The following is a 24,065-nucleotide window of genomic DNA, read 5'->3' as shown; positions in this document are numbered from 1 at the left end:
AGACCCGTGGCGCTGCATTCCCGAAGCTGGCCACACCGGCACCCGCCGGCATGTCGCCCGAGGAGATCGCCATGAACCGCCGCCTTCGTTTCGCCGCCGTCCTGCTCACGGCATGTATCGCACCGGCCTTTGCCCAGGAGGGCGCGGCGACGCTGCCGTCGGTCCGGGTCACCGGGTATGTCGCCGATTGCGCGTCACCCCGCCTGCCCACCCAGCGCCAGATCGAGGCATGGACCGACCTGCACAACTTCGGCCAAGTCTACGCCGCGCGCGAGCGACTGATGGCCGGGATCGGTCGCGCCTGCCAGGGGCGCGGCGTCGATCACGTGCAGGTCGTGATGCAGCGGCTTTCGCAAGGCGAGCCACGCCTCGTCGCCATGGCGCGGCAAGCCCGCTGAGCGGGGCTTGCCGCGGTTGTCCACCTCATACGCAAGGAGATACGCATGAACCGCAAGTACCAACAATGCGCACTGGCCATCGCCGTCGTCCTGTCGGCCCATGTCTACGCCGGCGATTACGGCGCGTGGAGCAACGCGGTGCCCGCACCCGGGATCAACACGGCGGCCGCCGAAGGCTGCCCGATCGAATCGCCGAACGGGCGGAACCTGTACTTCATGTCCACCCGCAATGGCGGCCTGGACAACTGGCGCGCAACCTGGAATGCCGCGATGCGCAGCTGGGACGACATCACCAATCTCGGTGAGCCGGCAAATTCCCCCACCGCCGCCGACTATTGCCCCACGCCGCTGCCCGGCGGGTGGCTGCTGTTCGTCAGCTCGCGGCAGAACGCCGAGGATTGCACCGGGTGCAAGGCGATGCCGCCCCCGCCAGCGGGCAGCCCGCCGGCCGGCGACATCTTCCTGACCCGGGAAACCCCGGCGCACGGCTGGGGCCCGCCGTGGGGCATGCGCGGCCATGCGGACTTCCATGGCCGGGGCCCGGCGCATCGCCAGCCGGGTTGGGCGACACCGGTGGACCTGGGCGGATATGCGGAGGGCGGCCCGAACACCAGGGGTTCGGAATACAGTCCATCGATCGTGGAAACCGCCGAAGGTACCTTCCTGTACTTCTCCAGCGACGGCTATCCGGACAGCAAGAGCCATGACATCTACGTCAGCCGCCAGCGTGCCGACGGCAGCTTCGGGCCCGGCGTGCGCGTGGCCGAGCTGAGTACCGACGCCGCCGACCTGATGCCGAACGTGCGCCGCGACGGGCTGGAGATCGTGTTCAGCAGCAACCGCGCCAGCGCCGATCCGCGCAACCAGGACATCTGGTACGCCACGCGCCGGAATACCCGCTCGCCGTGGACGGTGCGCGGTCCGATCGAGAACACCGCCGTCAACACGCCAGACGGCGCGGAAACCCGCGCCACGCTGTCCGCCGACGGCACCCGCCTGTACTTCGGCCGCAAGCATTTCGCCCAGGTGCCGGCCGACCCCGGCGATGTCTACGTCAGCACGCGCGTCAGGTTGCACAGGAGCGGCGGCGACTGAAACTGCGCGAGGAACGCGGCCGCGGCGGCCATCGCCATCGCGGCCTTGTTCGTTTCGCCCCGGGCGTGCCGTGCATCGCAAGGCCTGATTGCCGCATCATGACGCGATGATTGCCGCCTCTTCGCCACCACGCGTCGTGCTGGACACCAACGTGTGCCTGGACATCTTCCTGTTCCACGATGCGCAGTCCGCCGCGCTGCACGTGGCGATGCGCGAGGGCCGCATCCAGGCGGTGACGCGCAGCGACTGCCGCGCCGAATGGCTGCGCGTGCTGCACTATCCGCAGGTGCCGGTCAGCGCCGAGGCGCGGCCGGGCATCGAGGCCGCGTTCGATGCCCTGGTGCACTGCCTGCCGGACGAACAGGCCGCCGCGTCGCCCGGCGTGTCGCTGCCGCGCTGCGCGGACCCGGATGACCAGATGTTCCTGGAGCTGGCGCAGGCCTCGGGTGCACGCTGGCTGGTCAGCAAGGACAACGAACTGCTGAAGCTGGCGCCGCGCTGCGCCCGCGACGGGCTGTTCTGGATCGGCCTGCCGCAGGCCTGGTCGCCGCGCCACGGTTGACGACCGCGTCACTCAGGGCCTGTGAAGAAAACCACTTCCCGTGGTTTTCTTCTGTCGTGCGTCCGGTACACGCCCGGACGCACTCACGCGGATCAGGCACTTGCCTGCTTGATCCGCGTCCGGCCATCCCTGGCCGGCCTGAGAGGTTGAACGATCACAACCTCTCGATTCGTGCTGTACTGGCCCGGCTACCCGTGGAGATGCGCCATGCTCACGCCAGAGATCATCGATTGCCCGTATTGCGGCGAATCGATCGGCATCCTGATCGACGCCTCGATCGCCAGCCAGCAGTACATCGAGGATTGCCAGGTGTGCTGTCGCCCGATCACGCTGAGCGTGGAGGTCGACGAGGACGGCGCGGTCGCGGTGCGCGCATCCGGCGAGAACGACGCCTGAGCGAGCCCGCGCTGCTACACGATGCCGATGCCCTGCTCCAGCAGCGCGGCGCGGGTGGCCGCATCGCTGGTCGGCGTCACCGGGCGGCTGAGGTCCCACAGCACGCTGGCGCGAAAGCCGAGTTCCCGCGCATCCTGCGCCGTCCACAACACGCAGACGTCGCGGGCCAGTCCGCACACCACGACCTCGTCCACGCCGCGTTCGCGCAGCCAGCCGGCCAGGCCGGTGCTGGGGCGGCTTCCATCCGGGCCGTGGTTCTCGCGAAAGCCGCTGTAGGAATCCACCGCGGGATCGCTGCCCTTGCGGATCACCGCGTCCAGTGCCGACCAGTCGATGCCCGGATGCAGCTCGGCCCCGGCCGTGCCCTGCACGCAGTGATCGGGCCACAGCGTCTGCGGCTGGCCGTACAGGTCGATCCGCTCGAACGCGGCGCGTCCCGGATGACGGCTGGCGAACGACACGTGGCCTGGCGGATGCCAGTCCTGCGTGGCGACCACGTGGCGGAAGCGACGCGCGCGCAGCAAGGCGTCGGTGCCGGGCACGATGGCGTCGCCCTCGTGACAGGCCAGCGCGCCACCGGGCATGAAGTCCGGTTGCACGTCGACCAGGATCAGCGCGGCATGGGCGGGGCGGTTCGATGTCATCGACGGTTTCTTGTGGAGCAGGCGGCGAAAGTCTAACCGGAACCGGCCGCGCGACCGGATGACCCATAATGGCCGCACGCATACGAACCGGGGGCGCGCAGTGCAGTACGACCAGTCGTGGATGGGATACGGGATCATCGGTGGCCTGGAGGCCGGCCTGATTTCCGCCGTGGCGGGATTCGTCCTGTTCCTGTTGTTCCACTGGCTGGGTCGGCGCAATGGCTGGAGTTACGGCCCGCAGATCGGCTGGTCGTTCCTGCTGGCCAGCGCACTGACCGTCAGCGGCGACCTGTGGAACCTGTTCTATTTCAACTACGGGCGGATGCAGTCGCTGCAACTGCTCAAGGTGAAGCTGGCCGAAGTGCACGATCCGGACAGCATCGGCCTGCGCACCCTGTTTGAAGTGCTCGGCGTGGCCGTGGGCATCTATGTCGCCTGGGCGATCTGCAGCGGCGACTGGCGGCGTCGCTTCGGCCCGCGCAAGTAGTTCTGACCCTGCTCGTTCCAGGAAGTGCGAACGGACGTGCGCCGCGTCACGTTTGCACACATGCGCGAACGCCATCGACGGGTCGCGCAGCGGACTGTGCCGACTTCCATCGTGCCTGCCGCCAACATGATCTAGAACCCCTCTTTGTTCCACCCCTAGCATGACCACCGACCCGCCGCTTCGTCGAACGCGCTGCAAAGCCGAACCGATGTCGCCGCGAGTCAGGCCAGGGGGGTCTTCAATGGAGGGGAACATGGACAATTACACGCGAAAGACACTCGCGCGATGCGTGAGTGCGGTTCTGTTGGCGCTTGGATGCAGCTTGCCGCTTTATGCGGCGCCGACAAAGGTTCAGAAGAAAACACCGGCGCCGACCGCCGCAGCACTGCGCACGACCGGACTGCAGCCAACGCTGCGGCACCACCAGCTGCGTCCACTCAAGCCGAACGAGCGCCCGCCACAATCGTCGTCGCGCGAGCACCTGTACACCGACTACGATCGTCCCGAACGCAACCAGTCGACCTCGTTGCGCAGGAGTCTGGCCGCGGCCACGGCCGCCTGTGACGTCAACGCCTTCGCGTCGGCCAGCGGCAGCACCCTGGTCACCCTGGTGCGCAATTCGTCGGTGGACGGTTGCATCAACACCTTGTTCGGCGTGACCGGTGCCAGCGCAGGCCAGGTGTTCAATCAGGCGAAGATGGTGACGATCGCCAATGCGTTGCAGTCGAACGCCGCCAGCTACGCGGGCAACAACAGTGCGGGCACCTTGCAGCTGATCCTGTTCCTGCGCGCGGGCTACTACGTGCAATACGGCGACCCCACGGATGTGGGCACCTACGGCACGCCGCTGAAGAATGCCATCCGCCCTGCGCTGGACGCGTTCGTGGCGAACTCGCATTTCCGCGACGTCAATGACGACCACGGCGCGGTACTGGCCGAGTTCGTCACCCTGATCGACAGCTCGGGTGAAAACGCCCACCAGATGAACACGGTGAAGGGTCTGCTCGATCGCTACAACGCGAGCTACCACTCGTACTGGTACATGATGTCGGCGGTGAACAACGTGTTCACCGTATTGTTCCGCGGTCACTACAACGCGGACTTCCAGGCGCTGGTGCAAAGCGATGCAAGCATCACCACCAGCCTGTCGGGCTTCGTGTCGCGCAATGCTGCCGAGGTAGGCACCGACAACGAGTACCTGCTCTCCAATGCCAGTCGCGAACTAGCTCGCTTCCTGCAGTACACCTCGCTGCAGCCCACGGTGAAGCCGCAGGTCAAGAGCATCCTTACGGCCTACAGCATGACCGGCGCGGGCGCGTCGATCTGGGTGGGCACGGCTGACGTGGCCGACTTCTACGATCATGCGGACTGCAGCTATTTCGGCATCTGCAACTTCCAGACCCAGCTGGCCCAGGTGGTGCTGCCGATCACCACCCAGTGCAGCCCGGACCTGCGCCTGCGCGCGCAGGCGTTGACTCCTGCGCAGGTGACGGAAACCTGCAACAAGGTGATCAACGAAGAGCAATACTTCCACGACCGGGTGAACGACGGCAACACGCCGGTGGCGAACGACCACAACACCATGCTCGAACTGGTGATCTTCCACTCGAGCACGGATTACCAGACGTATTCCGGGGTGATCTTCGGCAACGACACCAACAACGGCGGCATGTACCTGGAAGGCGATCCGTCCGATCCGGCCAACCAGCCGCGCTTCGTCGCGTATGAAGCGGAATGGATGCGGCCGACCTTCGAGGTGTGGAACCTCACCCACGAGTACGTGCATTACCTGGACGGTCGCTTCGACATGTACGGCGATTTCAACGCCGCGATGAGCGTGCCGAGCGTCTGGTGGGTGGAAGGCCTGGCCGAGTACGTGTCGTACAGCTATCGCGGCATTCCGTATCCGGAAGCGATCGCCGACGCGGGCACCAGGCAATTCCCGTTGAGTACCGTTTACGACAACGACTACAACAGCGGCGAAGAGCGCGTCTATCGCTGGGGCTACCTCGGCGTGCGCTACATGTTCGAGAAGCAGCCGCAGCAGGTCGGGCAGATCCTGGGCTACTTCCGTCCGGGCAACTACACCGGCTACGCCAGCTACCTGCAGTCGATCCACAACACCCATGACAGTGACTGGAACACCTGGCTGGGTTGCCTGAACGCGAACCAGGGCGACACCTCCACCTGCGGCGGCACCACCACGCCGCCTCCCAGCACGCCGCCGCCGACGGACCCGCCGCCCACCGACCCGCCGCCGACCACGCCGCCGTCCAACCTGCCGGAGTGTCCGGGATCCTCGGGCCTGCTCGCCGACGGTTGCCAGGTCAGCAACGTGCAGGCCTCGCGTGCCGGTGACAGCCAGTACTTCTACATCTACCTGCCGGCCAATACGCCATCGCTGACGATCAATACCGTCGGTGGCAGCGGCAATGCGGACCTGTACGTCAGCGCACGTGGCTGGCCCAGCACCACCGACTACGACAAGCGCTCGACCGGCAGCAGCAATACCGAGAGCGTCAGTGTCACGCCGCCGTCGGCTGCGGGCTACTACTACGTCGCGGTCGTTGCCACGGCGCCTTATTCCGGCGTGGCGGTCAGTGCATCGTTGGGGGGCGGGTCCACCACGCCGCCACCAGCCACCTGGCCGGAATGCACCGGGGATGCCGGCATGCTTGCCAGCGGTTGCCAGCACAGCAACGTGCAGGCCACCCGCGTGGGTGACACCGAGTACTTCTACATCCTGGTACCGAATGGCACGACCGGCCTGCATGTGGAAACCACGGGAGGCACGGGCAATGCCGATCTTTACGTCAGCCGCCGCGGCTGGCCGTCGGCAACCGACTACGACCAGCTGTCGGCGCACAGCGGCAACAGCGAATCGATTGACATCGCGCAACCCAGCGGCAACACGTATTACTACGTTGCCGTGACGGCTGCCGCGCCTTACTCCGGCGTGGCGGTGAGGGCCAGGCTGACTCCATGAAGTGTCGCATCCCGGCGGCAGGCAAGCCACGCGTGGTTGCCTGCCGCCGGGATGATCGATTGAAATGCAACGAATCATCCGAACCCTCGCGATCGTCGATCGCGAGGGTTCGTCGTTTCCGGAGATGTGGTTGCGCATCGCTTGAGGCGCGGCCGCCGGAACCGTTCCGGCGGGAATCACACCGGATCAGGCAGCTATCGACTAGGCGGATTCACCCGCATCCCCAGGCTCGCCAAACCATCGCGACAAGGCCTGGGCAATCTCCCTGTCGTCAGGAACGGCCTCACTCGCCCACGCGACGAACCCGTCAGGGCGAACAAGTACCGCACGCAAACCCAGCGAATCCCTGACGTCGCCTGCGACATGGATGACCCGGCCTCGCCATCGGCTTGCAAGCGCCTGAAGCGATGCGCCTGCATCGAAGTCCAGCATGAGGCCTTTCCCTTCGCGCAGAAGGCTGCCGACCTTCGTACCGTCGAGCCGTTCGAAGTCGGGAACGCTGCGGCCCACCAGGGGATGACTGCCGCCAAGATCGTAGCGGAGCGAAACGCCCCACACGCGCTCGGCGAAATACGTCGCGCCATCGCGGGTCGCGATGAGATCGCGGATGATGGCTTCCAGCGCGCGCGTGCTGGGGGTGGGCCGCATGAGCGCCACTTGCGCGCGCGACCAGTCGAGCACGCGCGCTCCCACCGGATGCCGCTCCAGCGGGTAGCTGTCGAGCAGGTCGGCCGGCGCGTCGCCACGGATCGTGGATGCCAGCTTCCAGCCCAGGTTCAGCGCGTCGCCGAGCCCGAGATTGAGCCCTTGACCGCCCAGGGGCGAATGAATGTGCGCGGCATCGCCTGCGAGCAGCACCCGCCCCTGGCGATACGCGGTTGCCTGGCAGGCGCGATCCGTCCAGGTGGTGGCGAGCCGAAGCTTTGTCAAAGTGACCTGCGTGCCGGACACGCGCCGCAAGACCGCCTGCACATGCTCCCGCGTGATCGGCTGGACCCGGTGGAAGGCACCGCCGTCGAATGCCACCATCGCGATGGTGCCGGGCCGCGCATGGGTGTACATGCCGGTCGGCGTGTAGTGCCGGCCGGGCGGGAGCGCTTCCGGGTCGGCCATCTCGACGTCGACGGAATAGCCGGTGCACTCGGGATCGGTGCCGACGAAATCGAAGCCGCCGGCCTTGCGCACGGCACTTCGGCCACCATCGCAACCGACCAGCCAGCGCCCGCGAAACGTCTCCCCGCCGGCGTGAACGGCCACCTCTTCGTCCGACGCGTGAAAGGCGTCGACGCTGAAGCCGCGCCGAATGTCGGCGCCCATCGCGCTGGCCCGGCGAGCCAGGACGGTTTCGAGCGTCTCCAACGCGACGGCCATGCTGGTGTCGGCCGGGCTGGGCAGGCGATACGGCCACTTCGAGCTGTCGATGTCCTCGTGATAGAACTGGATGCCCGCAAAATGGCCGGCCGGCCGACGCGACTGTTCCTTCCCGTGTGCCGATGTCGCCATATCGCCTGCGGCATCATTCGCACGCTGCGCCGCGACGACCTCGTCCAGCAAGCCACGACGGTAGAGGGCTTCCAGGGTGGCCGCCGAAAGGCCGCGCATCCCGAACGGAAGGCGCTTCAAGGGAGAGTGGGGATCCTCGGATCGCTCCAGCACCAGAACCGACAGGTTCAACAGGCGCAGCTCGCAGGCGAGAAACAGGCCGACGGGGCCGCCGCCGGCAATGACGACGTCATGGATATCCGGGTGATGCTTGTGCATGAACTGCTCCTGGGTCGATGTTCGACCGGAGCGTTCTTCGAGAATGAGAACCCTGCGGACGAACGTTTGGACGCCTGGATGGCGCCACCTGTTCGTCGCGGGGGTCTTGTGCACGAAGCCAAAGACCAGAGCTTTCGTTACCGAAAGGACTTGGGCTTACCAAACCAAGTCTGCCTTTTCCGACACGGCATCTTGTCATTCCGATGGGGTGGCGGCAACAGGCGGCAGCCGACAAGACCACCGCGTTCATGGCGAACGCGAGGATGCCGACAGCGCATCATGTGCCGGACGCTCAGTCGTCATCGCTGCCCAGGTCGAGCAAATGGGCCGGCAGTCCGCTGCGGGCGCCCCAGCGGTAGATGAGCAGCGCCACGACGGCGGCGGCCAGCGAGTCCCAGGGATGGCCGAGGACGCCGCGGCCACCGAAAGTGCCCAGGCAGGACAACGCGATGAGCAGTGCGTAGTAGACGATCAGCCACCACGACGAAGACACGTCCTGACGAAACCTGGAACGCTCTTCGGGCGAGGGCCGCCTGCACAGGGCATGGACCCCGTACAGCACGATCTGCAGGCCCAGCAGCCATGACACGGTCTGCCAGCCCGACCAGTACACGATCAAGGTGGCCACCACGAAGGAGAGCGGGCCGAGCAGGCCGAAGCCGCGCACCTTGAATGGCCGTGGCAGCTCCGGCGCGGTGCGGCGCAGCGCCGCGACGGTGATCGGTGCCACCGCATAGCTCAGTACCAGAGCAGCCGACACCACGCTGATCAGGGCTTCCCACGAGGGGAACGGCAAGGTCCAGAACACCGACAGTGCGAAGCTCAGCCACAGCGCGGGGCGCGGGATGCCGGAGTCGGCATCGACACGTGTGAACAGCTTGAAGAACGCGCCGCTGCGTGCCCAGCCATAGACCACGCGAGGCGTGGCGTTCATGTAGATGTTGCCGGTGCCGCTGGGCGAGATCGCCGCGTCGCACACCACCAGCGCGGCCAGCCAGCCGATGCCCAGGGTGATGGCGATGTCGTGGTAGGGCAGCGAGAACATCGCACCGATCCCGCCCCAGCCCTGCGCCAGCATGGGGGTGGGGATGCTGCCCAGAAAGGCCACCTGCAGCAGCAGGTAGATCACGGTGGACAGCAGCACCGACAGGATCAGCGCGATCGGAATGGTGCGCTGCGGGTCGCGTACCTCGCTGGCCACCGAGATGATCGGCGTCAGCCCCAGGTAGGCGAAGATGATGCCGCCGGCGGAGACCGCTGCCTCCACGCCGCTGAAGCCGTAAGGCGTAAAACCGTGCACGCTCATGTTCTGCGGCTGGAAGTGCGACAGCAGCACGACGATGACCAGCACGGGCACGATGAACTTGAAGATGCTGATGAGGTTGTTGGCCCTGGCAAAGGTCTTCACGCTGAAATAGTTGAGCGCAAAAAACAGTGTCAGCAGTGCCAGCTGCACCAGCCAGCCCAGCAGGGTCGGGGCGCCGCTGGCGTCGCGATTCAGGGCGGGAAACCAGGCCGCCGCATATTGGCGGCAGGCCACGGTTTCGATGGCGATGAGGCTGGAAAACGCGATCAGGGTGATGAAACCCATCAGCGAGCCCAGCAACAGGCCATGCGAATATTCCGGGTAGCGCACCACGCCGCCGGCGCGCGGCAGCGCCGCGCCCAGCTCGCAGTAGACCAGGCCCAGCAGCAACACCGCCGCCCCGCCGATCAGCCAGGACAGGATGCCGGCCGGCCCGGCGATGGCCGCGACATGGCTGGCCGCGAACAACCAGCCCGAGCCGAAGATGGCGCCCAGGCCGATGAAGGTCAGGTCGGTGAGGCTGAGCTGTCGATGAAACTTTCCCGTGGAGGGCATGGCACGTGATCCGGCGGCGGCGTGGAGGACGGCGGTGATCGCAACGCACGATCACGAGCAAGAGTGCAGGCTTCCGGCACGGCGCTGGGCCTGCGCCCGCGCCGCGCCGCGGCGGTCAGGGCGACTTGCAGGCGCAGGGCTTTTCGTCGGCGTAGGGCGACTTGCCGCCATGGGCGATGAAGCGGTCGACCTGTTGCTGCAACACCGGCAGCGGCACCGAGCCGAGCGCCAGCACGGTGTCGTGGAAGGCACGCAGGTCAAAGCGTTCGCCCAGTGCCTTTTCGGCGCGCGCACGCGCGTCCACGATGGCCATTTCGCCCAGGTAGTAAGCCAGCGCCTGGCCCGGCCAGGCGATGTAGCGGTCGACCTCGGTCTCGATCTCGTGTTCGCCCAGCGCGGTGTTCTCGCGCATGTAGGCAAGCGCCTGTTGGCGGCTCCAGCCCAGGTGGTGGATGCCGGTATCGACCACCAGCCGGCAGGCACGCCACATCTGGTAGCCGAGGTAGCCGAAGCGGTCGTAGGGCGTGTCGTACATGCCCATCTCCACGCCAAGCCGTTCCGAGTACAGCGCCCAGCCTTCGGTATAGGCGGAGAGGTGGTTGCTGCGGCGGAATGCCGGCAAGCCTTCGTGCTCGGCCGCCAGCGGCATCTGCAGGCCATGGCCGGGCGAGGACTCGTGCAGGGTCAGGGCGGTGAGTGCATACAGCGGGCGCGAAGGCAGGTCGTAGGTGTTGACCATGTAGTAGCCGGCGCCACCGCGACCCCCGGTATAGAACGGCGCAAGATCCGCCGGCACCGGCTCGATCAGGAAGCGCTGGCGCGGCAGCCGGCCGACGTACTGGCCGATTTTTCCGTTGACCCGGTTGGCGATCCAGGCGGCCTGCTTGAGCAGTTCATCGGCGCTCCTCGGGTAGAACTTCGGATCGGTGCGCAGCTCATGCAGGAACCCGGCGAAGCTGCCCTTGAAGCCGGTCTCGCCGATGGCCTGCGCCATCTCCGCGTGCAGGCGCGCCACCTCGCGCAGGCCCAGTGCATGGATCGCGTCGGGGCTCATGTCCAGCGTGGTGTACTTGCGGATCTGCGCGCGGTAGAACGCCTTGCCGTCCGGCATCGCCTCGGCGGCCAGGCTGTCGCGTGCCTGCTTCATGTACACGTTGCGGATGAAGTCGAGCAGCCGCGCATGGGCCGGTGCCAGGGCGTCATGGATGGCCGCCAGGCCGGCGGCGCGCAGACGGGCCTGTTCGTCCGCCGGGATGCCCGCTGGCATCTGCCGGAACGGCGTGTAGAACAGGCTGTCCGTGCCTTGCGCCTGGGCCACCGCGGCGATCGCCTGGTCGCGCCCGGCCAGGGTGATCCGCGGCACGCTGAAGCCGCGCGCGAGGCCGGCGCGCATGTTGGCGATCTGCTCGTCGAAGTAGCGCGGGATGTCGCGCAACAGACCGATGTAGCGGCGGTAGTCGTCTGCGTTGCGCAGCGGTCGTCGCGCGGTGAAGCCGAGATTGCCCCAGAACGAGGTGTCGCTGTTGAACGGCATCTGCCAAGTGCGGAAGCGCTGGTCGGCCAGCAGGGTTTCGACCTGGTTGCGGTAGACCAGGTAGCTGACCTGATCATCGCCGTGCAGGGCGTCGGCGGGGATCGCATCGAGCTGCTTCAGCACATCGCTCCAGTACCGTTCGCGCGCGGCCTGGGTGGCGGCATCGACCCGCGGCAGGTGATCGGCGGGCAGCGCCTGGGTGTCTTCGTCGTCGGCACCGGCGAACTGCGCCTGCCGCCATGTCCACTCCTGGGTGGAAAGCGTGTGGAAACGCCTGGCGGCATCGTCGTTCGCGGCGGCGGCGACGGACACGATGCCGAGGCAGGCGAGGGTGCCGAGGCGGGCGATCAACTTTGACATGGCGGCGCTCCGATGGCGTGGATCAAGGCATGCTGGTCAGGCAAAGGGCTGGTCGATGGCGGGCGATGGCTGGGTGAACCAGGCCGCGCCTTCGGCGGTGACGTGGAAGTGGTCTTCCAGGCGGATGCCGAAGCGGTCGGGCAGCACGATCATCGGTTCGTTGCTGCAGCACATGCCGGGCTCCAGCGCGGTGGTGTCGCCGCGCACCAGGTAGGGCGTCTCGTGGATGCTCAGGCCACAGCCGTGGCCGGTGCGGTGGGGAATGCCGGGCAGGCGGTAGTCCGGCCCCAGGCCGGCACGCTCCACCACCGCGCGCGCGGCGGCGTCCACCGCCTCGCACGGCACGCCGGGGCGTACCGTGTCGAACGCGGCGCGTTGCGCGGCGTGTTCCAGTTCCCAGATGCGCGCCTGCTCCGCGTTCGGACGTCCGAACATGTAGCAGCGCGTGATGTCGGAGTTGTAACCCTGCACCGAGCAGCCGGTGTCGATCAGCACCAGCTCGTCCGCGGCCAGCCGCTGTTCGCCGGGGATGCCGTGCGGATAGGCGGTGGCCTGGCCGAACTGCACGATGCAGAAGGTGGAGCCGTTGTCGGCGCCCAGCGCACGGTGGGCGTCGTCGATGAAGCGCACCAGTGCGTGGTTGCTGATGCCTTCGTGCAGCACGCCCGCCGCCAGTCGCTGCACCTGCAGCGTCATCGCGGTGGCTTGCTGCATGAGGGCCAGCTCGGCGCTCGACTTGCGCATGCGGCAGCCGTCGATGATCGGGCTGGCATCGATCAGGCGGCGTTCGCCCAGCGCATCGACCAGGCGCGTGGCCACGACGTAGGCTGCCGCGGGATCGAGTGCGAGCGTGCTGGCGCGTCGCTCCTGCATCGCCTGCACCACGAGTGCGTGCGGGCTTTCGTGTTCTTCCCAGGTGCGGATGTCGGCACTGCTGCGCAACACGCGATCCAGCGAGCCGGTCTCGAACGCGGGGCAGATCATGATCGGTCCGCCCTGGGCGGTGATCAGCAAGGCCACCAGCCGCTCGCTGGCGCCCCAGCCGACGCCGGTGAAGTAGCGCAGCGATGCGCCGGCGGTGACCAGCAGGGCATCGACCCCGAGTTCGCGCATCAGCACGCGCGCACGGTGCTGGCGCTGGCCGTATTCGTAGCCGCTGATCGGCGCCGCGGCGGCCGGCCAGCGCTGCAGCCCGGCGCGCACGGTGGCCATGTCCAGGCCACCGATCTGGCGGCCGCTGTCGTGTGGGGTCATGGCCCGTTTTCTCCGCGGGGGGCGAGATCATCGTCGCGCCAATGGCCGTCGACCAGGCGGGCGACCTTGCCGGGGTTGCGGTCGCGCAGTTCGTCGGGCAACAAGCTGTCGGTCACGTGGTCGTAGCAGTGCAGCGCGGCGAAGCGGCGGATCGCCGCCGGCATGCCGACGGCGGTGAAGCCGGCGTGGCTGGTGCTGGGGTAGGGGCCGCCGTGGTTCATCGCCGGGCTGACCGCGACGCCGGTGGGCATGCGATTCATGATCATTCGACCGACCCGCGGGCGCAGTATCCGCGCCAGTGACGCCAGCAAGGTGTCGTCACTGCCATCGCTGGCGGCATGGAAGGTACCGGTGAGGTTGCCTTCGAAGCTTGCCGCGATGGCCAGCATGTCGTCGGCGTCACGCGGGCGCACCAGCAGGCTGGTCGGCCCGAAAGCCTCGCGTTGCAGTTCGCGCGGGTGCTTGAGAAACGCGCGCGCGCCGACCTGCAGCAGGGTGGGCCGATAGCGAAAGCCCGGCCCAGCCGACGTGCCGCCGACGAGGCATGTCGCGCCCCAGCCGCAGAGCGCGGCGACCGAGGCTTCCAGGTGATCGAGCACGCCGCGGCCGAACAGCACGCCGGGCGGCGCCGCGGCAAACAGCGGCAGGGTGGCACTGACAAAGGCGTCGCCGGCGGCGTCTTCCGGCACCACCAGCAAACCGGGATTGGTGCAGAACTGCCCGGCGCCCATCGTGCAGGAGGCGAAGAACTCCTGCGCCAGCAGTTCACCGCGCTCGGCCAGCGCGCCCGGCAGCATGAAGACCGGATTGACGCTGGACATCTCCATGTAGGCCGGAATGCCGGCGCGGTCCGCCGCCGCCTTGAGCGCCATGCCGGCGTGGCGGCTGCCGGTGAAGCCGATCGCGCCCAGGCGCGCGTCACCGGCCAGTCGCAGGCCAAGCTCGGCATCGAACTGATACAGCAACTGCACGGTGGCGGGCGGCAGGCCGACCTGGCGCAAGGCGCCGTACGCCAACTCGGCGAGCCGCCGGCTGGTGGCCGGGTGCGAGGGATGGGCCTTGGCGATCACCGGATTGCGTGCGGCGATGGCCGAGGCGAAGTCGCTGCCGGCGACCGCGTTGAACGCGAACGGGAAATTGTTCGGCCCGAAGATCAGCACCGGCTTGTGCAGCGGGGCGTAGTGGGAGCGCAGGCCGCCGGCGGTATCGATCACCGGATGCGTCCAACTGTGCTCGCGCGCTGCCTGCGCCGCCATGCGCAACTGCCGTGTGGTGCGCGGCAGCTCCACCGCCGCCAGCCGGGTTTCGGCGGGCAAGGCGGTTTCCGCATGGGCCAGCGCCACCAGGGTGGCGGCATCGTCCTCGATGGCCTGGGCGTACGCATCGAGGAAGTCGGCGATGCGGGCAGCGGGCGTCGCGGCGAGTTCGGCGGCCGCCGCGCAGGCGCTGCCCAGCGCCGCTTCGATCTCGTCGGCGCTGTTGACGGGAAAGGCTGGCCCGATGGTTTCGCCGGTGGCCGGGTCCACCGCGCGAAACGACTTCGCCGGGGACGCGGGTGCGCGCCAGCGGCCGCCGACCAGCGAGGCCTGGACGTCCATCTCAAGGCTCCGGGTGGGTGGCGATGGCGTGCTTGATCACGCGCATCGCGCCTTCGCGCTCGGCGCCTTCGAGCACCAGTCGCGGTGCGCGCACGCGCTCGCTGCCCAATCCCACTACCTGCTGCACCAGCTTGATCAGCTGCACAAACTTCGGCACGGTGTCGAGCCGCAACAGCGGCAGGAACCATGCGTACAGCTCGGCGGCAGCGGCGGAGCCGCCTTCGCGGGCCAGCTCGAACAGGCGCACCGATTCCTTCGGGTACGCGTTGACCAGCCCGGCGATCCAGCCGGTGGCACCCATGCAGACGCCTTCGACCAGCGCGTCGTCCATGCCGACCAGCAGTTGCAGTCGGTCGCCCAGCAGCGACTTCAGCGCGGCGAAACGGCGGATCTCGCCGGACGATTCCTTCACCGCCTGCACATTCGGGTGCTCGGCGGCCAGCGCGGCGATCTGTTCGGGCGAGAAGTCGGTCTTGTACGCCACCGGATTGTTGTAGAGCATGCATGGCAGATCGGTGGCCTCGATCACCGCCGATACGTAGGCGCTCATTTCGCGCCAGTCGGAGGAGTACACATACGGCGGCAGCACCATCAGCGCCGCGCAGCCGGCCAGCTTGGCCTCGCGCGCCAGTCGCACGCCCTCGTCGGTGGACAGCGCCGCAATGCCGGGAATCACCGGCGCGCGGTCGCCCACGGCGGCGACCAGGGTGCGCATGATCGCCACCTTTTCGTCGAAACCCAGTGTCGCCGCCTCGCCCAGCGAGCCCAGCGGGACCACGCCGGTGCAGCCGGCGTCGAGCAGCTTGCCGGCATGGAGGGCGAGGAAGTCGTGGTCCACCGTGCCGTCAGCGTTGAATGGCGTGGTGATGGCGGGAATGACGCCTTGCCAGAGTGCGTGCGTGGTCATGCGTGATGGTCTCCAGAATCGTGCGAAAGAAAGGCGGGAATGGCGCTGGTGGCCAGCGTGGCCAGTCGGGCGGGAAAAATCGGTGGGCGGCCGTCGCCGCGCGGGAAGCGGCCGAGCTCGGCCAGCGCGCTGCCGCAGATGCGTCCCTGGCAGGCGCCCATGCCGCAGCGCGTGGCCAGTCGGGCGGCGCGTGAGTCGACAAAGTGCTCGAGTGCGCCGAGGGTGACGTCTTCACAGCGACAGACGATGGTGCCGGCGTCGGCGAGCGCGTGCAGTTGGGGATCCAGCGAAAAATGCCGCGCCAGCACGTCGGCGAAGCGGCGTGCGCGTCGGCGTTGGCCGAGCAGGGCGACGGCGGCCGTGTCGGCGCCGGCCGCCATGTGCCCGGCGATAAGTCCTTCGATGCGTGCGGCGGCAAGTCCGCCGATGCCGCAGCTCTCACCGGCGGCATACACGTTCGTCACGCTGGTGCGCAGCAGGTCGTCCACCCGTGTGGCAGCGTGCGCGCCGTGCCGGTCGAGCGTGCAGCCCAGCATGCCGGGCAATTCCACATTGGGCACCAGCCCATGGCCGACGGCCAGCAGGTCGCACTCGATGCGGAAGCTGCCGCGCGGCGTGCGGATATCCACGGCGCTCAATCCGCCATCGCCGTGGGCACGGCTGACGAACGAGCCGAAGTGATACGGAATGCCGCGCAGGGTGGCGCGCAGCTGCAGCGCTTGCAGCATGCGCGAGGGCCAGCGCCACAACTGCCATGCGAACGTACACATCGCGGTGGCGGAGGCCTGCTCGTGGATGCCGAGCACCTGTGCGCCGTGGCGATGCAAGGTGGCGGCTGCCGCCAGCAACAGCGGGCCGCTGCCGGCGACCAGCACGCGCTTTCCCTGCACCGGCCAGGCTTGCTTGGCCAACGCCTGCAGTCCACCGGCGCCGGTCACGCCGGGCAGGGTCCAGCCCGGAAACGGCAGCAGCAGTTCACGCGCGCCGGTGGCGACCACCAGGCTGCCGAACGAAAGCTCGACCGCGCTGCGCGGCGTCTCGACCAACAAGCTGTGCGGGTCGGCGCCGATGACCTGGTGCTGGGCCAGCCAGCTGACCGATGGTTGAGCCGCGAGCCGGGTCATCGCGCGGTGCGCGGCAGCTGGCGCACCGTGCAGCGCATCGTGCCGCCACACCTGTCCGCCCTGGCGCGGTTGCGCGTCGAGCAGTCCCACGCGCGCGCCGTGGCCGGCAGCCGCTTGTGCGGCCGCCAGGCCGGCCGGCCCGGCACCGACCACCAGCACGTCGTAATGCTCAGTCATCGGTGCGTACCTGCATGCCCTCGCGCACCGGCGTCATGCATGCACGAACGTGCATCACGTCGTTGATCCGCACGCGGCACTCGAAGCACACGCCCATGCCGCACAGCGCCGCGCGCGGTTGACCGGTGACCGAACGGCGGAAGCATGCCGGCGCGGCCAGCGCGATCGCCGCGGCGACGCTGGCATCGGCCGGTACGCTGACGGCCCGGCCGTTGACCAGCACGCGCACCGCCTTCATGCCAGCGCCCGCGTCGGCGCGTAAGGCGCCGGGTCGATTGCCGGTGTGTGGCCGAGCAGCAGGTCGATCAGCAGGCGGGCACTGCCCAGGGCGGTGGTCACGCCGAGTCCCTCGTGACCGGCGGCCACCCACAGGTCGGGGTGGTCGGCAACGGCGCCAAGGTACGGACGTCCATCCGGCGTGGCGGGACGCAGGCCGGTCCACGCGCGCAGGCCCTGCAGTTGCTGCAGCACGGGCAGGAACTGGAACGCGCGGCGCAGCATCCGCTGCAACATCGCCGGCGAGACGGCCCGGTCCTCCACGTCGAACTCGCGCGAGGAACCGATCAGGATCTGGCCGGTCGGGCGCGGCTGCACGTTGAACGCGACGCTGCTGTCGGCGGTGCCGTGGGCGCTGTCGGCGTAGCCCAGCTCCAGCACCTGGTGGCGCAGCACGCCGGGATAGCGCTCGGTGATCAGCAGATGTCCCTTGCGCGGACGCATCGGCAATTGCGGCAGCAGGCGCGGCAGTGCGCCGCCGGTGGCCAGCAACAGGGGGCCGGACAGCAGGCTGCCATCATCGAGCGAGGCCGAGGCACGGCCCAGTCGTCGCACGAAACGCCCGGCGTACAGGCGGGCGCCGCGCTGCTGCGCACATTGCACCAGATGCTGTGCCACCCGCGGCGGATAGACCACGGCCTCGTCGGCCACCAGCATGCCGCCGGCCAGCCCTGGCGCCAGCGTGGGTTCAAGTTGGTACAGGGTTTGCGCGTCGACGGCGTGCGCGGTGCCGCCGGAGGCGCTCAGCCTTGCAATGCGTGGCGCGATACTGGCCAGTTCGCTGTCGTTGCGCGCCACCCACAAGGTGCCGCAGCGGCTGAATTCGGCCGCGGCCAGCCCGGCGTAGGTTTCCCAGCGCCGCAGGGAATAGCGCGCCAGCGCCAACTCGGCGGGATCGTCGTCCATCGCCACCAGGTGCCCCATCGAGCAGGCGGTGGCACCGCCGCCGATCGGCCCGGGTTCGACGATGGCGACGCGCAAGCCGGCCACGCTTGCCTCATGCGCACAGCTGGCACCGATGATGCCGGCACCCACCACGATGAGGTCGTAACTGCTCACAAGGCGCCGCTGCCCCAGGCGAAGGCATCGTCGTCGTCGATCAGCAACACGCCCTGGCCGGTGACGTAGGCGCTGCCGCTGATGCGCGGCAACACACCACGCCCGCCCGGGCGGTAGCAGGCCTCGAACACGCTGCCAAGGATGCTTTCCTGGCGCCACAGCGCGCCGGGTGCGAGCTTGCCGTCGGCGGCGAGGCAGGCCAGCTTGGCGCTGGTGCCGGTGCCACAGGGCGAGCGGTCGTAGGCCAAGCCGGGACACAGCACGAAGTTGCGCGCATCGGTGTCGATGGCGGCGGTGTGGGCGTTGATCTCGATGTGATCGATCGCCGCGCCGTCGGCACCGGTGATGCCTTCGGCTTCCAGCGCCTGGCGGATCGCCTCGGTATAGGCGCCAAGCTCGCGCTGGTGGCGGACCTCCAGCGGCAATGGCACATCACTGGTGATGAAGAACCAGTTGCCACCCCAGGCGATGTCGCCGCGCACCGTGCCGTGGCCGGGCACGCTGACCTGCACGTCGGCCGCATGCCGATAGCTCTCGACATTGTCGATCGAGATGCGGCCGTCCGCGTGCAACTCCACGCCGACGGTGCCCACCGGTGTGTCCAGCGCGTGGCGGCCGGGGCCGATCTGTCCCATGTGCATCAGGGTGCGGACCACGCCGATGCTGCCGTGCCCGCACATGCCGAGGTAGCCGACATTGTTGAAGAAGATCACCCCCGTGCACGAACCGGGGTTCACCGCCGGGCGCAGCAGGGCGCCGACCATGGTGTGGGAGCCGCGCGGTTCGCAGGTGATCGCGCTGCGCCAATGATCGTGTTCCTGCTGGAAGCGCTGGCGTTGTTCGGCGAGCGAGCCGGTGCCGAGATCGGGCATGCCGCCGATGACGACGCGGGTGGGCTCGCCACCGGTGTGGGAGTCAATGACGTGGATGGTGTGCATCCGGCCATGGTCGTGGCGGATGGCCGGAGGCGTCTAGGCGGGCCTGTCAAGGTTCCATGCGGAATTGAGCACAACACATCCATCGCGCCGCGCGACTTGTTACTGTCCGGATCGGCTGTTTCGCTGGATCGGGATACCCGGGGAAAAGTTCATGGACATGAAGATTTCAGCATGTGAATTGCAGGGCTTGTTTGACGCCTTGCCGGACGTGGTGTTCTTCGTCAAGGACAGCTCGGGGCGCTACACCCATGCCAATCTCACCCTGGTCAGGCGGCTGGGCCTGAAGCGTCGTGACGAGGTGGTCGGGCGCCATGTGACCGAGGTGTTTCCGCGCGCACTGGGTCCGTCCTATGCGTTGCAGGACCGGCGTGCGCTGAGCGGTGAAACCATCGAGAACCAGCTGGAAGTGCACATCCTTCCGAACCGCGCACCGGGCTGGTGCCTGACCTGCAAATACCCGCTGCGACAGCGCGGCGAAGTGTGTGGAGTGATCGGCATTTCGCGTGACCTGAGCAAGCCCGATGGACGGCATCCCACCTATCCGCGGTTGATCCGGGTGATTGAATTCATGCAACTGCATTTTGCGGAAAGCGTGCGGGTGAGCAGCCTGGCCGAACTGGCCGAAGTGTCGGTGGCGCAACTGGAACGCCACTTCCGTCGGGTGTTCCAGCTGACCCCGCAACAAGCGCTGACCAAGCTGCGCATCGAGTCAGCCATGCGCCTGCTGCAGGGCACGTCCAGCGTCGCGGACATAGGGCTGGCCTGCGGCTTCACCGACCAGAGCGCGTTCGCGCGCCAGTTCAAGGCCACGGTGGGGATGACGCCCCGGGACTTCCGCAACCTGCAGCAGGGGAGCAAGCCCTGAGCGGCATTTAGGGGCCTTGGCTGCGCGCGATGGCCGACCGCCGACGGGCGATGGCGACGGGCGATGGCGCATGCCCCGCTGTGCGGATTTCCGCATGCGCTTCGCGTTGAATCGACAAGACGCTGCGCCGTGGCGTCGTCCACGCTTGGTTCCGTTCCGCCATGGAACTCGCTGCGCGCGGGGAAACGGGGCGCCAGAGCACTTCCAGGCAGGCAGCGTTGCGTGACGGGCCGATCGGGGCAGGCCCGGAAATCGCGTTGGCGGAACGACCGACTTCTCCCCCGGCCATGCCGCGGCCATCGATGCAGGGACGGCGCGGTTCGACCTTTTACGAAACGCATCTGGAGAGAACTACCGATGAAAAATCATTCCCCCGCGAGGGGCGTCTTGCTGCGCCGGAACTTGCTGGCGACCGCGCTCTTCTCCGGAATGTGCCTGGTCGGTGCAGCCCACGGCCAAGCCACGACCGGCAGCATTTTCGGGCAGGTGCCCGACGCCCAGGGCGCAACGGTGGTAGTCAGCAGCGCCTCCGGCGTGACCCGCCAGGCCACCATCGACGCGCAAGGGCACTATGCGCTGACTTCGCTGCCGCTGGGCACCTATACCGTCAACTTGCTGCGCGACGGGAAGGTGGTGGACTCGCGCTCGAACGTCAGTTTGCGGGTCGGCTCGGGCGCCGAAGTATCGTTTGGCAAGGCTGCAAGGGCTGATGTCAGCGAGCTGTCGTCCGTGTCGGTCAGCGCCAATGCACTGCCTTCGATCGACGTCACCTCGGTGGACTCGCGCACCGTCATCACCGCCGAGCAACTGGCCAGGTTGCCGCTGGCGCGCAGCGCCGAGGCGATCGCGCTGCTGGCGCCCGGCGTGGTTGCCGGCAGCGACTATTTCGGCGGTCCGACCGGCAACGCGCTGGTCTCGTTCGGCGGCTCCTCGGTGACCGAGAACGCCTATTACATCAACGGATTCAATACGACCGATCCGCTCAGCGGCTTTGGCGGCTTCGCCTTGCCGTATGGCTCCATCGACCAGCAGGAAATCCTCAACGGCGGCTACAGCGCAGCCTATGGTCGCTCGGACGGCGGGGTGATCAACCAGGTGGGCAAGCGCGGCACCGACACCTGGCAATTCGGTGCGCAACTGTCGTGGACGCCGGCGTTTGCACGTGGCGAACAGCGCGACATCGACTACGTCAACGGCCCGGACAAGGGCAAGCTTTACAACCGCAACGCCGACGAAAATTCGTGGACCACGGTGGAAAGCCTGTATGCCGGTGGCCCGCTGATCAAGGACAAGCTGTTCGTGTTTGCGTCGGTCGAGGCCGAGCGCCGCCAGGGCAACAGCACCAGCTCGACCGACTCGAACCTCAGCACGCGCTATCGCAACGACTACCCGAAGTGGTACGCCAAGCTGGACTGGAACATCAATGACAGCAACATCCTCGAAGTCACCGGTGCCTCGACCAAGCGCGCGTACTCGGCGGATGTGTACAACTACGACTATGCCACCGGCGCCACGGGCAGTTTCAACAGCCATGCGGTGTCGACCAAGGTGGGTGCGGACCTGTACACCGGCAAGTTCACCAGCTACCTCACCGACAACCTCACCTTGTCGGTGTTGTACGGGCGCATGGATGGCACCTACTACAACGAGATCATCGGCTACGACCCGACCTATCCGCGGCTGTACTCGTCGTACAACCAGAATCCCGCGCTGAACGGCGGCACGGTGATCACCAGCCCGGGCACGGTCGGTGCGGTCAACGACCCCGCGCACACCACCCGGAATACCAATCTTCGGCTGGACCTGAGCTACCGGCTCGGTGATCACACGCTGACCGGCGGTATCGACAATCAGTCCGTGCAGGACCTGCACGACGGCAACAAGATGGCCGGACAGGGTTTTGCGTGGGAATACAACAAGGGTGCACCGGGCAACCCGATCATCGGTGCACCGGGAGACGATCCCTATGTCGCCGCACCGAACGGCTATCCCGGTGGCGGCACGGGCTACTACGTGGCCAAGTACAAGCGCTACGGCGGCGGCTCGGTGCGGGTGGAACAGCGTGCGCAATACCTCGAGGATTCCTGGCAGATCAACGACCGCTGGATGGTCAAGTTCGGTATCCGCAACGACCAGTTCACCAACTACAACCCCAACGGCGTGGCCTATCTGCGCCTGACCAAGCCGCAATGGGCGCCCCGTGTCGGCTTCAGCTGGGACGTCAATGGCGACTCCAGCTTCAAGGTGTACGGCAACGCGGGTCGCTACTTCCTGGCGATGCCGGCCACCGTGGCGATGCGCCAGGCCGGTGCACCGCTGTACACCCGCGAATACTTCACCTATACCGGCATCGATGCCCACGGCCAGCCGACCGGGCTGACGCCGATCGACACCAGCCGTGGGCTTGGCGCACCGATCTCGGCCAACCGCGAATACGGCCAGTCGAAAGACCCGAACACGGTGGCGGCCACCAACCTGAAATCCGAGTACCAGGACGAGTTCATTGCCGGCTTCGACAGAAAGCTTGGCGATGCGTGGGTGTATGGCGCCAAGGCCACCTACCGCAACCTGCGCACCGCGATCGACGACTACAGTGACTCCGCGTCCGTCGCGGCCAAGATGGATCGCATGGGCATCGATCCGGCCACTTACGACGCCGGCCTGATCTCCGGCGCCTATCTGTTCAACCCGGGGCGCACCAATATCCTGAAGGTGGCCAAGCTGGATGGCAGTGGCTACTACTCGGTGCCGATGACGACCGCCGATTTCGGATTCAACTCCGGCATCAAGCGCCACTATTACGGTCTGGACGTCTATCTGGAACACCCGTTTGACGGCAAATGGTTTGGCAAGGTCGACTACCTGTTCTCGCGCAGCTACGGCAACAGCGAAGGCCAGGTGCGCACGGACATCGGCCAGACCGACGTCTCGGCCACGGTGGACTGGGATTTCGGCTCGCTGATGCAGTATGCCAACGGCGAACTCTCCAACAGCCGGCGCCACCAGCTCAAGGCGTACGGCTCCTATCAGCTGGCGGCGGAGTGGCTGGTGTCCGGCAACCTGGCGATCATTTCCGGCGCGCCGCGCAGCTGCCTTGGAAAATTCGGGCCGGCGGAATCGAACCCCACCGGGTACGGCGACTACTACCACTGGTGCGGCGGCGTGCCGTCGCGGCCGGGTGATGCGGGTCACAACCCGTGGCAATACACGCTCAGCCTGAGCACCGAGTACCGCCCGTTGTGGGCGGAAAAGAAGCTCGCCTTCAACGTCATGGTCTACAACGTGCTGGACAATCGGGTCACCACGCAGACCTCGCCCTTCTATGGCGAGACCGGCGCGCTGGACCCGACCTACGGCATGGCGGTTTCGCAATCCCAGCCACGCTACGTGCGCTTCGGCGTGACCTACGATTTCTGATTTTCCAGCGCCACGGCAGCCTTGCGCGAGCACGGCTGCCATCCGGCTCCGGCGGCCGCAAGGCCGTTTCACCCGCTCCCCAGACTTGAGCCGTCAGCGACCCTGCCGGCTCCTTTTTTTGAGAACGATGATCGCGCCCGCGCCAACCTGGTCGCCGCCACGCCCGCCGCCGCCGCCATGCAGGAACAGCACGACCGGCCAGTTCCTTTCAGCCGTCCAGCCGTCCGGCACGAAGAACTGGTGGCGCCAGGTGTTGCCGTCGATCGACAGCGTGCGTCCGACAAGATGGGCCGGTTCGCCGGTGGCGAAGGCAGAGGCGGAAACGCCGACGGCCGTCATGCCAGGCAACAGGGCGAGTTGGCGGTT

Annotated in this window: 20 protein-coding genes; 8 read left to right on the top strand and 12 right to left on the bottom strand. The window is 67.5% G+C overall.

All coding sequences use genetic code 11. The features are described from left to right. Positions 1 to 71 precede the first annotated feature (71 nt). The 4 genes from ABNK63_RS14690 (at position 72) to ABNK63_RS14675 (ending at position 2,451) form a co-directional block, all read left to right on the top strand. Positions 72 to 398 (top strand): hypothetical protein, encoded by a 327-nt coding sequence (locus tag ABNK63_RS14690; RefSeq protein WP_350016042.1) that lies wholly within the window; start codon positions 72 to 74, stop codon positions 396 to 398. Between the two features lie 45 nt (positions 399 to 443). After that, a complete protein-coding gene (locus ABNK63_RS14685; RefSeq protein ID WP_350016041.1) occupies positions 444 to 1,493 on the top strand; it encodes a hypothetical protein in 1,050 nt (349 codons plus the stop codon). Between the two features lie 106 nt (positions 1,494 to 1,599). Next, the gene (locus tag ABNK63_RS14680) at positions 1,600 to 2,055 is read left to right on the top strand and encodes a putative toxin-antitoxin system toxin component, PIN family (RefSeq protein ID WP_350016040.1); all 456 of its coding nucleotides are present in this window, start codon (positions 1,600 to 1,602) and stop codon (positions 2,053 to 2,055) included. Positions 2,056 to 2,262: 207 nt separating this feature from the next. Continuing rightward, entirely contained in the window at positions 2,263 to 2,451 is a 189-nt protein-coding gene (locus ABNK63_RS14675) for a CPXCG motif-containing cysteine-rich protein (protein WP_350016039.1), read from the top strand. Positions 2,452 to 2,465: 14 nt separating this feature from the next. Here ABNK63_RS14675 and pncA read toward each other — a convergent pair whose 3' ends face one another. Beyond that, entirely contained in the window at positions 2,466 to 3,095 is a 630-nt protein-coding gene (pncA, locus tag ABNK63_RS14670; RefSeq protein WP_350016038.1) for a bifunctional nicotinamidase/pyrazinamidase, read from the bottom strand. A 121-nt stretch (positions 3,096 to 3,216) separates the two neighbouring features. On the opposite strand from pncA, the gene ABNK63_RS14665 reads away from it, so the two are divergent. Both ABNK63_RS14665 and ABNK63_RS14660 read left to right on the top strand, forming a co-directional pair. After that, positions 3,217 to 3,582 (top strand): hypothetical protein, encoded by a 366-nt coding sequence (locus ABNK63_RS14665; RefSeq protein ID WP_238530926.1) that lies wholly within the window; start codon positions 3,217 to 3,219, stop codon positions 3,580 to 3,582. A gap of 322 nt (positions 3,583 to 3,904) precedes the next feature. Next, positions 3,905 to 6,568, top strand: a complete 2,664-nt coding sequence (locus ABNK63_RS14660) for a M9 family metallopeptidase (protein ID WP_350016037.1) — start codon at positions 3,905 to 3,907, stop codon at positions 6,566 to 6,568. 201 nt (positions 6,569 to 6,769) lie between these two features. Here ABNK63_RS14660 and ABNK63_RS14655 read toward each other — a convergent pair whose 3' ends face one another. The 10 genes from ABNK63_RS14655 to ABNK63_RS14610 form a co-directional block, all read right to left on the bottom strand. After that, entirely contained in the window at positions 6,770 to 8,329 is a 1,560-nt protein-coding gene (locus tag ABNK63_RS14655; RefSeq protein ID WP_350016036.1) for an FAD-dependent monooxygenase, read from the bottom strand. Between the two features lie 292 nt (positions 8,330 to 8,621). Beyond that, positions 8,622 to 10,190 carry an APC family permease gene (locus ABNK63_RS14650; protein ID WP_350016035.1) on the bottom strand — a complete coding sequence of 523 codons (1,569 nt, stop codon included), beginning with the start codon at positions 10,188 to 10,190 and terminating at the stop codon, positions 8,622 to 8,624. A gap of 115 nt (positions 10,191 to 10,305) precedes the next feature. Further along, positions 10,306 to 12,084 (bottom strand): DUF885 family protein, encoded by a 1,779-nt coding sequence (locus tag ABNK63_RS14645; RefSeq protein WP_350016034.1) that lies wholly within the window; start codon positions 12,082 to 12,084, stop codon positions 10,306 to 10,308. 36 nt (positions 12,085 to 12,120) lie between these two features. Next, on the bottom strand, positions 12,121 to 13,338 hold the full coding sequence (locus ABNK63_RS14640; protein WP_350016033.1) for a Xaa-Pro peptidase family protein: 1,218 nt from the start codon (positions 13,336 to 13,338) through the stop codon (positions 12,121 to 12,123). Continuing rightward, positions 13,335 to 14,936, bottom strand: coding sequence for an aldehyde dehydrogenase (NADP(+)) (locus tag ABNK63_RS14635; RefSeq protein ID WP_350016032.1), 1,602 nt, complete (start codon positions 14,934 to 14,936; stop codon positions 13,335 to 13,337). Before ABNK63_RS14635 ends, ABNK63_RS14640 begins: the two co-directional genes overlap by 4 nt. Before the next feature lies 1 nt (position 14,937). Then, on the bottom strand, positions 14,938 to 15,843 hold the full coding sequence (locus ABNK63_RS14630) for a dihydrodipicolinate synthase family protein (protein ID WP_350016031.1): 906 nt from the start codon (positions 15,841 to 15,843) through the stop codon (positions 14,938 to 14,940). Beyond that, positions 15,840 to 17,144, bottom strand: coding sequence for an FAD/NAD(P)-binding oxidoreductase (locus tag ABNK63_RS14625; RefSeq protein WP_350016030.1), 1,305 nt, complete (start codon positions 17,142 to 17,144; stop codon positions 15,840 to 15,842). Before ABNK63_RS14625 ends, ABNK63_RS14630 begins: the two co-directional genes overlap by 4 nt. Next, positions 17,137 to 17,382 (bottom strand): 2Fe-2S iron-sulfur cluster-binding protein, encoded by a 246-nt coding sequence (locus ABNK63_RS14620; protein WP_350016029.1) that lies wholly within the window; start codon positions 17,380 to 17,382, stop codon positions 17,137 to 17,139. The genes ABNK63_RS14625 and ABNK63_RS14620 overlap by 8 nt, the downstream gene beginning before the upstream one ends. After that, a complete protein-coding gene (locus tag ABNK63_RS14615) occupies positions 17,379 to 18,479 on the bottom strand; it encodes an FAD-dependent oxidoreductase (protein ID WP_350016028.1) in 1,101 nt (366 codons plus the stop codon). The genes ABNK63_RS14620 and ABNK63_RS14615 overlap by 4 nt, the downstream gene beginning before the upstream one ends. After that, the gene (locus ABNK63_RS14610; protein ID WP_350016027.1) at positions 18,476 to 19,417 is read right to left on the bottom strand and encodes a proline racemase family protein; all 942 of its coding nucleotides are present in this window, start codon (positions 19,415 to 19,417) and stop codon (positions 18,476 to 18,478) included. Before ABNK63_RS14610 ends, ABNK63_RS14615 begins: the two co-directional genes overlap by 4 nt. Positions 19,418 to 19,568: 151 nt before the next feature. On the opposite strand from ABNK63_RS14610, the gene ABNK63_RS14605 reads away from it, so the two are divergent. Continuing rightward, complete coding sequence (locus tag ABNK63_RS14605; protein ID WP_350016026.1) at positions 19,569 to 20,282, top strand: AraC family transcriptional regulator; 714 nt, start codon at positions 19,569 to 19,571, stop codon at positions 20,280 to 20,282. Between the two features lie 357 nt (positions 20,283 to 20,639). Further along, the gene (locus ABNK63_RS14600; protein ID WP_350016025.1) at positions 20,640 to 23,699 is read left to right on the top strand and encodes a TonB-dependent receptor; all 3,060 of its coding nucleotides are present in this window, start codon (positions 20,640 to 20,642) and stop codon (positions 23,697 to 23,699) included. A 93-nt stretch (positions 23,700 to 23,792) separates the two neighbouring features. On the opposite strand, the gene ABNK63_RS14595 is transcribed toward ABNK63_RS14600, so the two are convergent. Further along, on the bottom strand, positions 23,793 to 24,038 hold the full coding sequence (locus ABNK63_RS14595; RefSeq protein ID WP_350016024.1) for a hypothetical protein: 246 nt from the start codon (positions 24,036 to 24,038) through the stop codon (positions 23,793 to 23,795). Positions 24,039 to 24,065: the final 27 nt, after the last annotated feature.

This window comes from Rhodanobacter sp. IGA1.0, assembly GCF_040208325.1.
GTDB lineage: Bacteria > Pseudomonadota > Gammaproteobacteria > Xanthomonadales > Rhodanobacteraceae > Rhodanobacter > Rhodanobacter spathiphylli.
This window is presented reverse-complemented; position numbering and strand designations above follow the sequence as displayed.

Coding starts and splice junctions, on each gene's coding strand:
- ABNK63_RS14690 (WP_350016042.1), top strand. CDS start 72: ATGAACCGCCGCCTTCGTTTCGCCGCCGTCCTGCTCACGGCATGTATC.
- ABNK63_RS14685 (WP_350016041.1), top strand. CDS start 444: ATGAACCGCAAGTACCAACAATGCGCACTGGCCATCGCCGTCGTCCTG.
- ABNK63_RS14680 (WP_350016040.1), top strand. CDS start 1,600: ATGATTGCCGCCTCTTCGCCACCACGCGTCGTGCTGGACACCAACGTG.
- ABNK63_RS14675 (WP_350016039.1), top strand. CDS start 2,263: ATGCTCACGCCAGAGATCATCGATTGCCCGTATTGCGGCGAATCGATC.
- pncA (WP_350016038.1), bottom strand. CDS start 3,095: ATGACATCGAACCGCCCCGCCCATGCCGCGCTGATCCTGGTCGACGTG.
- ABNK63_RS14665 (WP_238530926.1), top strand. CDS start 3,217: ATGGGATACGGGATCATCGGTGGCCTGGAGGCCGGCCTGATTTCCGCC.
- ABNK63_RS14655 (WP_350016036.1), bottom strand. CDS start 8,329: ATGCACAAGCATCACCCGGATATCCATGACGTCGTCATTGCCGGCGGC.
- ABNK63_RS14650 (WP_350016035.1), bottom strand. CDS start 10,190: ATGCCCTCCACGGGAAAGTTTCATCGACAGCTCAGCCTCACCGACCTG.
- ABNK63_RS14645 (WP_350016034.1), bottom strand. CDS start 12,084: ATGTCAAAGTTGATCGCCCGCCTCGGCACCCTCGCCTGCCTCGGCATC.
- ABNK63_RS14640 (WP_350016033.1), bottom strand. CDS start 13,338: ATGACCCCACACGACAGCGGCCGCCAGATCGGTGGCCTGGACATGGCC.
- ABNK63_RS14635 (WP_350016032.1), bottom strand. CDS start 14,936: ATGGACGTCCAGGCCTCGCTGGTCGGCGGCCGCTGGCGCGCACCCGCG.
- ABNK63_RS14630 (WP_350016031.1), bottom strand. CDS start 15,843: ATGACCACGCACGCACTCTGGCAAGGCGTCATTCCCGCCATCACCACG.
- ABNK63_RS14625 (WP_350016030.1), bottom strand. CDS start 17,144: ATGACTGAGCATTACGACGTGCTGGTGGTCGGTGCCGGGCCGGCCGGC.
- ABNK63_RS14620 (WP_350016029.1), bottom strand. CDS start 17,382: ATGAAGGCGGTGCGCGTGCTGGTCAACGGCCGGGCCGTCAGCGTACCG.
- ABNK63_RS14610 (WP_350016027.1), bottom strand. CDS start 19,417: ATGCACACCATCCACGTCATTGACTCCCACACCGGTGGCGAGCCCACC.
- ABNK63_RS14605 (WP_350016026.1), top strand. CDS start 19,569: ATGGACATGAAGATTTCAGCATGTGAATTGCAGGGCTTGTTTGACGCC.
- ABNK63_RS14600 (WP_350016025.1), top strand. CDS start 20,640: ATGAAAAATCATTCCCCCGCGAGGGGCGTCTTGCTGCGCCGGAACTTG.
- ABNK63_RS14595 (WP_350016024.1), bottom strand. CDS start 24,038: ATGACGGCCGTCGGCGTTTCCGCCTCTGCCTTCGCCACCGGCGAACCG.